The organism is Arcicella sp. GW822-FHT02H01, from assembly GCF_058802005.1.
In genome coordinates, this window is record NZ_JBXANT010000001.1 from 3617165 (window position 1) to 3631526 (window position 14362).

Below are 14362 nucleotides of genomic sequence, written 5' to 3' on the forward strand. Positions count from 1 at the left end.
AATAAATCCCTTCCCCAAAGGAGAAAGGATTTACGGAAATATCCAAAAACAATCTCAAAAAATTAAATATTTTTATTTCTTTAAAACTACTACTGAGTTTACCAGATAACTATTTTTCTCTGTAATTAAATTATAAACTTTGTTTACTTTTCTAGTTCCAGCTTTGGTAATAAATACGTTAAACTTCTTGAACTTTCTAGTTTCATTGTCGTAAACAAATACACTTTGACCCACCTTTAAATCAGCAATTGTTGTTTTGCCATTTTCAGTAAAAATAGGATGATTAGCTGTCGCTTCAAGTTCTTTTAATCGATACTTTACTGAAACGGATGCCGTAATCATCTCACTTGGATCTACCAATAATACCTTTACAATATCAAATTCGCTGTTCTCGTGAATATCAACTTTTTGAATAATAGTAGGCTCAGCTATCTTTTTGTTGGTATTATATGATGTCACAAAATCGCCAGCTTTCACTTCGCTAATGTTTTTGATTTCTCCATTAGCCATCGTTACTTTTGCTTCCGCAGGAAAGCAGTACTCGTATTTGTCCTCTTCTTTGCCTTTTTCTCCAGCAACGCCCGAGAACTCTTTGGCTAAAACAAACGCAACACATGATGAAAATCCTGAAACTGATTTTTCGCCATCTTTCAAATCATCAATATATTTACCCCACGTTTCTTTTTCTGCTAATGGATTAGGGACAACTAAACTGATTTTCTTTCCGTCTTTTGGCGTTGTAAAAATCATTAAATTGGCAATTTCTTTCATGCCAGCTACTTCTAAAACTTTGTACAAATAAATTCTTCTTTCTAAACCATCCGAGAATTTAAAAACATACGGAGAAGTACTGTTATCTAAAATAAAATTACCATCCTTTACATAAGTATCCTTGTCTAAGTTTTTGATAGCAATTTTCTTTACTGCTTCAAATTCGCTTAGTTTAATACCCATTTTTTCGCCTTCTTGTGCGAAAACGTTAATTGATAAACAAAGTAAGGTTATAAAATATATAATTTTCTTCATGCTGAAATCTTGTTTTACGAAACAGAAACCTAAGCTCCGTTAACTCGTTTATGAATTTGTGTTACTACCGAATTTGCTGACTCTAAAGCACCAGCCATCCAAGCTGTAAGGTGAGAAGTGTGTTCACCTGCTAAATAAATTTCATCATCTGGCTTAATGAGGGAAGGGTAGAAGCGTTTTCTAGCTGAGTCGCTGTATTCTGCCCATCCTCCTTTTGAATAATTAATTTTCTGCCAAGCTAATGAAAATGAGTTTTCAAATTCAGTTTTATACTGTGGATGAATTTTTCCACCTTGTTCTAAGGCTGCTTTCTCTCTATCGGCTAAGCTTAGGTTTCCCATTCTTAATGCCCTATCGTGAAAGTTGTAATAACCTTTTAACACCCCTTTTTTACCCATAAAATTATAAGAAGGATAAAAAATTTGTGTGATATCCATATTGGTTTTAGAAATCCCTCCGAATATGTTATCGTCTTCCTCCCAGAATCTCCTTTTAAATTGTAATCCGATTTTACCAGTATTCATATAAGGTACAAAATCAGCCGCTCTACGAATATCCGATGATAAATCAGACGTAATACCTTTTAAAATAGGCAAAGGGATTGTACAAATACAGTAATCGCCTAATATTTCTTTAACAGTACCCGTTTTGTCTTTGTAAATAATTTTAACACCAGGAGAGGTTTTTCTTATTTCTTGCACCTCAGCCTGAAATTGAATTTTACCTTCTAATCTTTTGGCAAAAGCATAAGGCAAAGCATCCATTCCACCAACAGGTTGTAACATGACGGGCTGTTGATTGAAAGTATATTCACCAATATTTGAAAAAGCAGGATGAAAAAGCCCCGATTCAATAATATCATGCAATAAATGTGGTGAGGCTAACTCAGGAGTTTGTTCTCCGTATCCACCTTGACGTTTATATCCGTGACGTTCAGAACCTTTGTACTTCTTCATAATATCCAAATCGCCCTCTTCTTTTAAGTATGCACTTAATTTTTCAAGGTCTTCTTTGGTTACTTCTTCGTCAAGTGCTTTTTTATCAATTGACTTTGATAACAATTCATAAGTATATCCACGCACGTCGGCATGAATTTCTCTTATTTTAATGGGTTTGTTTGATAATTTACCAGTTCCTTCTGAATAATAATAAGCTCCTTCATTTACGTTCATGAATATCTCCAAGGGGATATTAAATTCACGGCAATAGTGTAAAGAAAGCGTATGATTATGTGGAATTCTGGCTGCTCCACCATTATAATAGAGACCTTTATCAAACTTGCAAACCTGTGTTGTGCCACCAATCTCAGTTTCTGTTGTTTCCCCTCTTACTGTCCAAACTCTTCCTCCTGGGCGACTTCTTGCTTCTAAAATGGTGACATCGTATCCTAATTTTATTAATTCATAAGCACTTGACATTCCAGCTAAACCAGCACCTAAAATAACAATCTTTTTATTAGCCTTATTCCGCTGTAAATTAAGTGGCTTTGCATTGGCTTCAGGTATTAAGCCGAAGCCGAGCATGGTTAGGTAACTGGCCGAGCCAGTTTTTTCGATAAAATCTCTTCTTGTCATCTGTCGCAAATTAGTAATTCCTTGTGAAAGGGATATTTAATGCGATTTCACAAGGAATTACAGAACTAAGAAATAACCTTGGTAAAGGCGTCGGCAAATGCCTTCATTTCGTCCATAGTTCCGATTGAAACTCTGCACCAATGTTGACGCTCAAATTCCCATTTTCTAAGCATGACACCTTCTGCTGCCATTTTTGAAAGCATATCAGAGCCTTTCATTTTTAAAGGGAAAATCACGAAATTGGCAGATGACGGTATGTATGTATATCCAGCTTTGGTTAAGAATGAATACAAGTATTGTTTTGACTCTTCAGTATTCTTTAAAGTCAATTGTTGAAATTCTGTATCTTTAAATGCTGCAATGGCTGCGGCAAAAGAAGGAACAGACATATCAAAACCACCAGAGCAGTATGGTTGAATCATTTTTAGAATCTCTGGTTTAGCAATCGCATAACCACAACGTAAGCCTGCAAAAGCATATAGCTTTGACATCGTACGCAACACTAAAACATTTTTACCTGCTTTTACAGCGGGAATCATTGATGCTGTTTTAGGGTCTTTGGCGTAATCAATATAGGCTTCGTCTGAAAGGATAGTGATTTTGTCTGAAACCTTATCAATGAAAGCACTGAATGATTCAGAAGGGAGTACCGCTCCAATTGGATTATTAGGATTAGTAACATATACCAAGCTTTGAGAACCATTAATTCTGGCAGCAGTAGCATCTAAATCGTATTGATAATCTTTGGTCAAGGGTACTTTTTCCATAGGCACTCTTTCTTCATTGCCTGAAATATAGCAAGGGTCACCAACCAGAATCTTTCCTTTTTGCCCATAAGCAACCAAAGAAGCGGTAAGTAACTCTGAAGAACCAGCACCTAATAAAATATAATTTTCAGGAACACCTTCTTTTTCAGCAATCGCTTTGATTAAATCACCACGAAGTTTGAAAGCATATCGGTTTGAATCACCGATGGCACCTATTAATGCTTGTCTAGTTTTTTCTGATGGCCCCCAAGGGTTTTCGTTAGCACTTAGTCTAACAAGCGTTTTGGCAGGTACAGGTATATTAGAATATTCTTGTTCTAGTAAAAACTCAGGGAGAAGGCTATATTGTAGTTCTTGTCTAACTACAGGATTAGCAGCAGCTTTTTGGATGAATGCACTGGCTGTACTTAAACCAGCAGTTGCAAAAAGACTTTTTTTAAGCCAGTTACGGCGATTCAGATTCGATGACATTTCACACAACGTTTAAGAGTGAATGAATTGATTTAATGATGAAGTTAATAAAGCTTATTACAATACTCAATTAAAACGCTACAAGAAAATTATCTGAACTCCTACGGGGTGATTAACCCCGTAGAATTCGGAAATTGATTTATATAAGTTGATGAAGTATGATTGTTGTACTATTTTTATTTAAAGGTAATTTAAAGTTTTTAAAATCAAAATTGATTTCGGTAATTTTTTCGTTTAAAAATGTATTGATAAATGATAATATATTTAAAAATACTTCTCTTTTCGGTGATAAAATTACTAATTATTTAAATTACTTTGCAAAAGTACATAAAATAAGTTTTTATTTAAATAGAGAGAAACACTCATTTATGTAAAAAATGTTGTACAAAAATAATATTCACGACTTCAGCCTATAGACTTTCTTGGTACGTTTTGTTATTTAACGGATGCTCTTGACAAGCGTGTAAAGGACTGACCTTTGTAACTACCACTCCAATTGAGAGGAATACTGTTGCCAGATGCTGGTGCAGAAAGCCCTAAAGCTAACCAAGTTTTCTCAACACTTATTTTACCTTTGGCATCTGTTGTTAGCTCGGCCACTACAGCGCCAGTATTACGCAAAGTGATGGTGATTTTAGTATTGGCTACAGGAAGCGAGTCAATTCCTTTTTTATAATCTAAAAGATTGGTCTTATCTAATTCAAGGATTCTTGCTGATAAAACCACATTTCCAGTTTTTGTATAACTAATGGTTGGCTCGGTAGCAAAGTCTCCAGGGGCAGTTCCATCAATAGCTACTAAAACAGGAGATACTACTCTTGGTACAAAAGGGTCGTCTACGTTTTTACAAGATACCATCGTTAACAATGCAAAAAGAGCTATTAGAATAATTGGGGGTAATTTATCTATGTGTTTCATGATTGTTCTAATTTAATGTTTAATTCAACTACTGATTTTGCCTTATTTTTCTGCCCACCAAAGTTTAGTTTTCATATCATTGGGTCCGCCGTTTAATTTTTCACCTTCTGCCACATTTTTAGCATTCAACGAATATTCAGAACCAGGATAAGGTAATCTTGTTGGAATGACTGCACTGTTTTCAAAAACAGCTCTTGGGTCAGGCGATGGCATTACAGGATACCCAGTTCTGCGATACTCCGTCCAAGCTTCAATACCTTGTCCGAATAATGAAATCCACTTTTGGTCAAGTATTTTTTCACGTGTTGCTGTGCCCAACTTTGTAATTAAATCGCTAGCACCTGTGATACCAAATTGTGAAAACGACGCCGTGATACCTTTTTCAAAATACGATTGAGCATCTCCAGTAATATCACCATCAATGCTAGCCTCTGCCAAAATAAATTGCAATTCAGAATAAGTCATGATTACTTCGGGCGAAGCCGCAGCCGTAAAAAAGGTTCCGATGGTTGAACTGCTTTCAAGATAAGTAGTAGCGATAGCATCTGGCAAGCCGTTAGCATGTCCTTCGTATTTACCTGATTTATTAGGGTTACCAAATACTTTAATTCTAGCATCACTTACACCATTCATTTTATCAACTAGCGTTTTACTTAAATTCCAGTCGGTTCTACCATCTTGGATAAGTACCTGATTCCACTCATTATTACTTGGTAAAATAGTGGTACATTTCAAGGAAGCATTATCATCGTTGCTCGTGAAGATTGGATATTTAGTAGCATCTGATAAAATCTCACGCATGATTGCTCTTGACTCAGCAGATTTTTTAGCTGCCTGACGGTTGGCTAAACGCAGACGTAAAGAGTTAGCAAATTTTTTCCATTTTAAAATATTCCCACTATAAAGAATATCCCCAGAAACGGCTGGACCAGCTACATTCAATTTTTCATTGGCAACTTTCAAATCTTCAAGCATTCCTGCATACACTTTTTCCATAGAATCGTAAGCAGGCGTATAAACAGGGTCTGATGCTGTACCTTTTAAGGCTTCACTATAAGGAATAGCGCCCCACATATCAGTGATGATAGAGAATGTCCAAGTACGCATTACCAAAGCAATACCTTCATAGTTGGCATTCGGAGCAGTTCCTTTTTCTCCAGAAATAACCATGATTCTATTGAAGTTTGATTGCGCATCATTAAAAAAGCCTTTCCAGTTGTTTAATGGTAATGCTTGCGAAATACCATAATTGTCGCCTTCGTTTGAATAAATATTTCTTGTAAGATGTTGTACCCAAAGTGCTGCACCATCTAAGTTTATTCTTTCAAAACGGGTTCTATGTCCCCAGTAGCGGTCGATGGAGCTTTCAATACCTGTTGGTAAAAGAAACTGTGGTGTAATCGACGACGGGTTGTTGGGGTCAACATTCATTTTGTCGAAAGTACTCGTGCAAGACCCTGACCCTAAAATAATGCAGGTAGCCAGAAGGTATATTTTGCTATATTTTCTCATGTTGTAATAATCTTTTTAAATGAATCCGAGCTTTGTAATTTAGATTAAATTCAATACTCAGAATGATTAAAGTTTATCGTCAGGTTTTGCCTAGAAGCTAAAAGATAAGTTAGCGCCTAAACTTCTTGTTGAAGGTAATTCACCATAGCCAAAGCCTTGTTTGTTGCCACCATTGGCATCGATTTCTGGGTCTTGGTGTGGATGATTTTTAAATATCATCAACACGTTACGACCAACTGCTGAAATTTTTGCTGATTGGAAACCAAGTTTTTTAACAAGGGCTGTAGGGAGCTTATAGCCGAATGATACCTCACGAAGTTTTACATAGCTACCATCAAAAATAGCTGCTTCATGATAACGACGAGGGTTGTTGTAGCCATAGTATTGGTTGGCACTTACGATGATGTCGTTTGGTGCATATACCTTTGTTCCATCGGGATTAGTAGATACTACCATAACACCCTTGCCAATTACGCCTTCTTCACGACCAATGGCTGTTTCTGCATACTGACCCGTCCAACGTGCATTAGACGTTCCTTCATCAAAAATATCACCACCCATGCGTACATCAATCAAAGTAGCCAATGAGAAGTTTTTATAAGAAAATGTGTTAGTGAAACCACCTATCCAATCAGGCTGAATATTCCCTAATATTTTTTGTGTTGTTGAAAGTTGTGGCAATCCATTAACCATCAATAATTGTCCGTCTGGGGCTCTCTCAAAACCATAGCCATATAATGTTCCGTAAGGCTGTCCAACCCTAGCTTCGGATGTTAAACCGCGACGCTCGTTAAGGATATAGGTAGTTAAGCCTTCTGCTAATTCAACCACTTTATTTCTGTTACGAGCAAAATTGAAGCTTACATCCCAACCAAAACCATTCGATAATTTTAATGGAGTACCAGAAAGGGTGATTTCAATACCAGAGTTGGTGATTTGACCAGCATTCAAAATACGAGTATTGTAGCCCGAAGCTTTTGAGATTTCTACGCCAAGAATCTGGTTTTTAGTTTTTTGCTCATAATACGTAAGGTCTAAATTTAATTTCCCTTTGAACAAGCGGAGGTCTAAACCAGCTTCAAGTCCAGTAGTAATTTCTGGTTTAAGGGTCGAGTTAGAAATTGTAGTGTTTTCTGCAAATTCAGGCGTCGCTCCATTCCATGAAGTACCAGCACGATAGGTTTGTGAAAGCTGATAAGGGTCTGCATCGTTACCTACTTGTGCTAAACTGAAACGAGCCTTACCGAATGAAAGTACATCGCTTTTAATACTCTCTATTAAATCAGTAAATACTACACTCAATGAAGCTGATGGGTAAAAGTATGATCTATTGTCGGCAGGTAAAGTAGACGACCAGTCATTACGCGCTGTTAAATCTAAGAAAATAGCATTCTTGAAGCCTAAGTTAACTGCACCGAAGGCACTTTGTACTTCACTTTTGGTAATAGTAGAAGCAATCGTGTTTTGACTTGGCACTGCGTTCCCTGCATTATACAATCCATCAATTACTAATTCACCTACATACAAATAATTCCTTTTATAATAGTTTGTTCTTACGATTCCTCCAACCTGTGCATTAATAGAGAAATCTTTATTAACGTTTGTGTTATACGTTAATATCGCATCTGTGTTAGTTTCTTGTCTACGCAGTACTTCCTCTGAGAAACGACCAGGTGTGCGGTTCCCATTTCTTACTCTTTCAAAGTTTACAATGTTAATACGGGTATCAGACCAAACATCTGTTCCTGTTCTTAACATCACACTCAACGAAGGCAATATTTTGTAGTTCAAAGCAATGTTACCTACTAAGCGATCTTTGTCATTAGAATAGGGAAGTTTTTCTTGCGTATAGTATGGGTTAGTAAAGAAAGTATGTTGCCAGTTTGGTGGGTCATTATCAGGTAGTTTTCCTGCAACAGCACGTTGAATATGGGTAGCAGTGTACGACTGCCAGTCACGTAGTTGGTCCCACGAAACGTGTCTATGCGACCAGATAAATTCCTGTCCAGAAGCATAACTACGGTTATCAGCCCAAGACTTAACATATTCGGCAGATAGTGTAACATTAAATTTGTTTGTAAAATTGTACCCAGAGTTGAATTTGAAGTTATTACGATGAAAATCATTGAAATACATGATTCCTTTTTGGTCAAGATGACCTAATGATAAGCGGAAATTACCTTTTTCGTTCCCTCCTGAAACAGCCACATTGTTTGTAAAAGCCGTACCAGTTTGCCAGAATTCTTGATAATTATTCGGTTGTGGTGTAAGCGGTGCCACATCTTTACCTGTCCACCATTGACGTACTAAACGACCATCCATTGGCGCACCCCAGCTTTCATCAGTACCTTCAGTGCCACTCAATGGCGAATTTGGACCATAAGCCGCTCTGTATTGAGCAGTCTCTGTAGGGTCTGTGATAGAACCACTCCAACCATCATTATACCAAGTACGGTAACCATTACCACCCCCATAAGTATTTTGAAAATTGGGTGAAATAAAGGGTCTTTCTGCTACGAAATTCGAGTTTACCTCAACCCCGATGCCTTTCATCCCAGCACCGTTTTTGGTAGTAATCAAAATAACCCCATTGGCCGCTCTTGAGCCATAAAGTGCTGCCGCATTTGGCCCTTTTAAAACTGCAATATCTTTGATGTTATCAGGATTTACTTCTGATAATCCAGAGCCAAATTGTTTGTCGAAAGATTGTTGAATAGGTACCCCATCAATAACAACCAAAGGCTGGTTATTACCAGAAACGGATGAAGAACCACGAATCTGGATAGTAGCAGCAGCACCTGGGCCTGAACTTGTATTTACCCTGAAACCTGCTATTTTACCAGAAAGTCCGTTGGCTACGTTTGAAGACCTAGCTTCTGTAACACTCTCACCTTTAAGTTGTTGTTGTGAAAAGCCCAGTGCTTTTTTATCTCGTTGAACACCTAGTGCTGTAACAACTACTTCGCTGAGTTGCATAATATCAGGTTTCATTTTTACAGAGATGGATGTCTGCGAACCCACGGGTACTTCATAAGGTGCCATGCCTACGAAAGTAAAAACCAATACATCTTTAGATTGACAAGCTATGCTAAATTTACCTTCACTACTTGTATTTGTACCACTTGTAGTTCCTTTGATTAATACGGTTACTCCTGGCATTGGAGCTCCATCTTCAGAAGAAGTGACCGTACCTGTCACACTTTGTTTTTGAGAAAAGACCGTGGACGAAACCAACAGTATTCCCCATAAGAAGAGTAAAGTTTTGTTCATAAATATTAGTTGTTATATGGTTGGTAATCTAATAATGCACTAGTGATTCAATAAAGGAAATAGAATATCAGGCCAGAGATTTTGACATCAAAGGCAATGGTAAATTGGTAGTTAAGATTTTTAAATCAATAGGAACAGCCACACCACTTTGTAAAGAAAAGTGGGGAATTGTGATTTAATAAAATTGTATAAGTTGAAGCGTTGTTTTTGGAAAGTATTATAAATAAAGGAATTAGTTAGTTTGACTTTTGGAAGTCGGGAAATGGTATTCTTTTAGTTTGTTGGTTTATGTATGAGAAATTATACTTAATGTAAAATTCAAAGAGTTTTATAGAAATGCCTAATAACAGTTTTTTATTTCGCTTTTTATTTATTTCTAAGTACGATTATAATGGATTTATTTAAAATGCCAAACATAATTCCAATAATTTTTTAAATACAGCATTAAAAAAATATTTTATTATTTAAAATTTTATAATAAATATAATGTTTCTAAGAGTGATTAAAAGTTTATTTAATAAAATGATAATTCTTATTTTTTGATTGATAGCATAAATACGCTTTTATTATTAGTGGTATATGTTAGTGTAAACTACTTAATTATCAAGAAGATATATATTGTTTATTTAACCAATTGAATTTTCGATTATATTGTATTTCGAATACAATAACAAAAACAATATTTATGGAAAATCTATCCTTAGAACAATTGCGTTATCCGATTGGAATATTTAGTAAGCCCGATGAAATTACAGATGATTTATTGAAATCTTGGATTGATGATATTTCAGAACTTCCTACATTACTTAAAGAATCAGTTGAAGGACTGACCGAAGAACAGCTAGAATTACCCTATCGCCCAGAAGGCTGGACCATCCGCCAAGTGATTAATCATGTGGCAGATTCGCACATGAATGCCTATTGTCGTTTTAAATTAGCCCTGACCGAGGATTCTCCTACTATCAGACCTTATGAAGAACAATTTTGGGCAGAACTAGAAGATGGTAAAAATGGCCCTATTGAATGGTCTCTGACGCTTTTAGAAGTACTACATAAGCGATGGATTATGATGTTAGAGTCTTTGACAGAAGAACAATTTGAAAGAATATTTATTCATCCAGCCACTATGCATGCCAATAGTCTTCGTACAGTTACGGGAATGTATTCATGGCATGGCAGACATCATACAGCCCATATTACCGAACTAAGAAAGCGAATGGAAATATAATTTTATAAGAAAAGCGAGAAGCTGAATCTTGTTAAAATACAAAAAATAACCATGACGTTGTTTTAGTTTTCAGCATTTATCGCCTTTCATCTTTTTTCTCTTATCTTTAACCTTTCATTCAACAACCACTTTAAAGATTTGGTATTAACCCTTTGTACATGGAACGTTTCACAGGACTTATTGGAATAGTATTAATTTTAGGAATAGCCTATTTGATGTCAAATAATAGAAAAGCGATTAATTACCGAACAGTCGGGGTTGGTTTAGCTTTACAGTTTGGTTTGGCCGTTTTTATTTTACGAACTGATATTGGGAAAAAACTCTTTACAAAGTTAGGAGAGATGGTAAATCAGCTCTTAGAAAAAGCTGACAAAGGAGCAGAATTCGTATTTAGTTCTTTGGTTCAACCAGAATTAATGACTAAAGCATTTGGACCAGGGCATGATTTTGTCTTCTTTTTTAAAGTAATTCCAACAATTGTATTTGTAGCCGTTTTGGTAAATATTCTTTACCATCTTGGAATTATGCAAAGAGTGATTGCTGTACTAGCTAAAGGGATGCACTGGCTGATGGGAGTAAGTGGAGCAGAAGCCCTTTCAAATGCAGCATCTGCGTTTGTGGGGCAGGTAGAGGCTCAGATTATGATTAAGCCATATTTAAAAGGCATGACCAAATCTGAATTATTAGCTTCAATGACGGGTAGTTTTGCCTGTATTGCTGGCGGTGTAATGGCTACTTATATTAAATTAGGCGTACCAGCATCATATCTGCTTGCAGCAAGTATCATGGCGGCTCCTGGGGCTTTGGTGATTTCTAAAATTGTGTATCCAGAAACTGAGAAATCAGAAACACAGGGTTTTGTTCAACTAGAAATTAAGAAAGTACATTCAAACTTAGTAGATGCTATAGCTTCGGGTGCTTCTGAAGGACTTAAAGTAGGTTTTAATGTAATTGCCATGTTGATTGGCTTCATTGCCTTAATTGCTTTGATAGATTCAATTTTGTGGCACATTGGTTTTTACGTTTTTGGAATGGCAAACTTAAGTATGAACTTTATCTTAGGAAATGTATTCTCTGTTTTTGCATGGGCAATGGGTGTACCTAGTAAAGATACGCAAGTAGCAGGTGCTTTGATGGGTACTAAGATGGTAGTAAACGAATTTGTAGCTTACTTAGATTTAGTTAAAATTAAATCAACACTTGATGCGAAGACGCTTGCTATTACAAGTTTTGCATTATGCGGGTTTGCTAATTTTAGTTCGGTAGCGATTCAGATTGGTGGTATTGGCGAGTTGGCTCCTGAACGTCGTACAGACTTAGCTAAATTAGGTTTTAAAGCATTAATTTGTGGTACATTGGCTAGTTATTTATCAGCTACTTTAGCAGGATTATTGCTATAAGAATATTGATAGGACTTCATAAAAAACCCTGACGTTTAATAAAGCGTCAGGGTTTTTATGTTATGTTTCTATTAGCTGGCGACTTAAGTCGCCAGCTAATAGAAAGAATTTGAGCAATCGTTTTTATACTTGAAATTATTTATTCATTTACTTAATATTATCAAGATTGTAATGTAAGCCTCTGTTTTCTTTTCTGGCCCTTGCATCTTTAATGACTAAATAGGCTACATTAATCATATTCCTTAATTCATTGATTTGAACTGATATTTTTGATTGTCTGTAAAGTTCTTCGTGTTCTATATAAATTAGTTCCAGACGGTCATAGGCTCTCTTCAAACGTCGGTCTGTTCTTACAATACCTACATAGTTACTCATAATTGACTCTAGCTCGCGAGCCATCTCAGTAACTAATACTAATTCCTCTGGATGCGTCGTTCCTTCATCATTCCAATCAGGAATATTCGTTGGAAGTATATTTTCTTCAAAGGTTTCTATTGATTTCAAGAAAGCTCTATGGGCATAAACAATGGCTTCGAGTAACGAATTTGAGGCCAATCGGTTAGCACCATGCAGTCCTGTAGAAGAACATTCACCTGCTGCAAAAAGGAAATTAATGTTCGTCTGTGAATGTTCGTTTACTTTAATTCCTCCGCACAAATAATGTTGTGCAGGTACTACGGGAATCATGTCATCGCCAGTAATGTCTAAACCAAGGTTATCTTTACAATAATCATAAATCATAGGGAAGTGATGCCTGAAATCCTCTTTTTCAAGATGACGAGTATCCAGATACACATGGTCAACACCATTTTTTTTCATTTCAGAGTCAATCGCTCTGGCTACAATATCACGTGGTGCTAATGACAAACGTTCATCATACTTTTCCATGAAAGTAGTCTCGTCGATATTTTTTAAAATACCACCATGACCACGTACTGCTTCCGAAATTAAAAATGAAGGCTTTTTGCCTGGTTGATACAAGGACGTAGGGTGAAATTGGATAAACTCCATGCCTTCTACAAAGCCTTTGGCACGATACGCCATTGCAATACCATCACCCGTGGCAATGGTTGGATTAGTAGTACTTTGGTAAACTTGTCCGATTCCACCAGTGGCCAATAGCGTAGTTTTAGCCAAAAAGGTTTCAGTTTTCCCAGTAAGGGTGTTAAAAATATAAGCCCCAAAGCATTTTTTGTCAGGAGTATCCTTTGTTACTTTTTCACCTAAATGATGTTGAGTAATAAGGTCGATCGCGAAGTAATGCGTAAAGAAATCAACACTTTTAAACGACTTTACTTTTTCTAATAAAGCTCTTTCAATTTCATTACCAGTGGAGTCTTTATGATGTAAAATTCGTTGGTCTGAATGCCCACCTTCTTTCACCAAGTCATAAGAGCCATCATTTTTCTTGTCAAAATTTGTCCCATAAGAAATTAACTCTTTTAGGCGTTCAGGCGCTTCAGTTACCACAATTTCCACAGCCCTTTTATTCGACATAAAATCGCCCGCAATCATTGTATCATTGATATGTTTTTCAAAAGAATCATCATCTTTCCAAACAGTAGCGATACCCCCTTGGGCATATTTTGTATTGCTTTCTTCTTCAATGGTTTTAGTGAGGATAGCAATCTTGATATCTTTCCCTTTTTCCTCAAAATAGGTAGCAATTTTTGCTGTATATGAAAGCCCTGCGATGCCTGAGCCGATAACTAGAAAGTCGTATTGGGGCATAATGATGAAAACGGCTTGCCGCCCGCATTTTATAAGTTAATGTAAATTTTTAATGTCATGAATAAACAAAGTTATTTTAAAAACTTCTTTATTTATACTTTGAGTTGGAATTTATATAAAACAATGCTTTTCGATAGATGGCTAACCCTTGTATATACTAAGTGAAATGTTAGGGAATGAACAGTAGTTTCTAAGATAGAATACATATTTTTGTAAAAAGTAGGCATCAATTTTGCAGGGAAGAAGGTAATTAGACGTTAAAATTTTAAACTTTTATTCGGTAAATCAGGATAAAAAACATAGATAAATGTAAGATATTCATGCATGTTTTAGCAGCCAAAGTACCTTAAATAGTATAATTAAAGGCTTTTTGACTGTGAACTTTCCAGTTAAAAATTTCTCTAAACCAGTCGGAATTATTAAATTCGGAAACTCAACGAAATTATTAGGTTAGCCATAGACTAG

The 14362-nt window shown here is 36.2% G+C and carries 9 protein-coding genes; 2 read left to right on the forward strand and 7 right to left on the reverse strand.

What is annotated here, in order from left to right; translation table 11 throughout:
* Window positions 1–72: 72 nt before the first annotated feature.
* The 6 genes from AC1RNE_RS15105 to AC1RNE_RS15130 all read right to left on the reverse strand — a co-directional run bounded on the left by AC1RNE_RS15105 (window position 73) and on the right by AC1RNE_RS15130 (window position 9538).
* Complete coding sequence (locus tag AC1RNE_RS15105) at window positions 73–1026, reverse strand: Hint domain-containing protein (protein WP_492801906.1); 954 nt, start codon at window positions 1024–1026, stop codon at window positions 73–75.
* 29 nt (window positions 1027–1055) lie between these two features.
* Window positions 1056–2600, reverse strand: coding sequence for a flavin monoamine oxidase family protein (locus tag AC1RNE_RS15110; RefSeq protein WP_492801908.1), 1545 nt, complete (start codon window positions 2598–2600; stop codon window positions 1056–1058).
* 65 nt (window positions 2601–2665) lie between these two features.
* Entirely contained in the window at window positions 2666–3838 is a 1173-nt protein-coding gene (locus tag AC1RNE_RS15115) for a pyridoxal phosphate-dependent aminotransferase (RefSeq protein ID WP_492801909.1), read from the reverse strand.
* A gap of 435 nt (window positions 3839–4273) precedes the next feature.
* The gene (locus AC1RNE_RS15120; protein ID WP_492801911.1) at window positions 4274–4756 is read right to left on the reverse strand and encodes a hypothetical protein; all 483 of its coding nucleotides are present in this window, start codon (window positions 4754–4756) and stop codon (window positions 4274–4276) included.
* Window positions 4757–4798: 42 nt separating this feature from the next.
* Entirely contained in the window at window positions 4799–6268 is a 1470-nt protein-coding gene (locus AC1RNE_RS15125; RefSeq protein ID WP_492801913.1) for a SusD/RagB family nutrient-binding outer membrane lipoprotein, read from the reverse strand.
* A 90-nt stretch (window positions 6269–6358) separates the two neighbouring features.
* Entirely contained in the window at window positions 6359–9538 is a 3180-nt protein-coding gene (locus AC1RNE_RS15130) for a SusC/RagA family TonB-linked outer membrane protein (protein WP_492801915.1), read from the reverse strand.
* Window positions 9539–10223: 685 nt separating this feature from the next.
* Here AC1RNE_RS15130 and AC1RNE_RS15135 point away from each other — a divergent pair.
* Window positions 10224–10766: a YfiT family bacillithiol transferase gene (locus AC1RNE_RS15135; RefSeq protein ID WP_492801917.1), complete on the forward strand. Its 543-nt coding sequence runs from the start codon at window positions 10224–10226 to the stop codon at window positions 10764–10766.
* 158 nt (window positions 10767–10924) lie between these two features.
* Window positions 10925–12166 (forward strand): NupC/NupG family nucleoside CNT transporter, encoded by a 1242-nt coding sequence (locus AC1RNE_RS15140; protein ID WP_492801918.1) that lies wholly within the window; start codon window positions 10925–10927, stop codon window positions 12164–12166.
* A 147-nt stretch (window positions 12167–12313) separates the two neighbouring features.
* On the opposite strand, the gene nadB is transcribed toward AC1RNE_RS15140, so the two are convergent.
* Window positions 12314–13897 carry an L-aspartate oxidase gene (gene nadB / locus AC1RNE_RS15145; protein WP_492801919.1) on the reverse strand — a complete coding sequence of 528 codons (1584 nt, stop codon included), beginning with the start codon at window positions 13895–13897 and terminating at the stop codon, window positions 12314–12316.
* Window positions 13898–14362: the final 465 nt, after the last annotated feature.

Bases quoted from the DNA above. Each gene is read 5' to 3' on its own strand.
- AC1RNE_RS15105 (WP_492801906.1), bottom strand. From the start codon at position 1,026: ATGAAGAAAATTATATATTTTATAACCTTACTTTGTTTATCAATTAAC.
- AC1RNE_RS15110 (WP_492801908.1), bottom strand. From the start codon at position 2,600: ATGACAAGAAGAGATTTTATCGAAAAAACTGGCTCGGCCAGTTACCTA.
- AC1RNE_RS15115 (WP_492801909.1), bottom strand. From the start codon at position 3,838: ATGTCATCGAATCTGAATCGCCGTAACTGGCTTAAAAAAAGTCTTTTT.
- AC1RNE_RS15120 (WP_492801911.1), bottom strand. From the start codon at position 4,756: ATGAAACACATAGATAAATTACCCCCAATTATTCTAATAGCTCTTTTT.
- AC1RNE_RS15125 (WP_492801913.1), bottom strand. From the start codon at position 6,268: ATGAGAAAATATAGCAAAATATACCTTCTGGCTACCTGCATTATTTTA.
- AC1RNE_RS15130 (WP_492801915.1), bottom strand. From the start codon at position 9,538: ATGAACAAAACTTTACTCTTCTTATGGGGAATACTGTTGGTTTCGTCC.
- AC1RNE_RS15135 (WP_492801917.1), top strand. From the start codon at position 10,224: ATGGAAAATCTATCCTTAGAACAATTGCGTTATCCGATTGGAATATTT.
- AC1RNE_RS15140 (WP_492801918.1), top strand. From the start codon at position 10,925: ATGGAACGTTTCACAGGACTTATTGGAATAGTATTAATTTTAGGAATA.
- nadB (WP_492801919.1), bottom strand. From the start codon at position 13,897: ATGCCCCAATACGACTTTCTAGTTATCGGCTCAGGCATCGCAGGGCTT.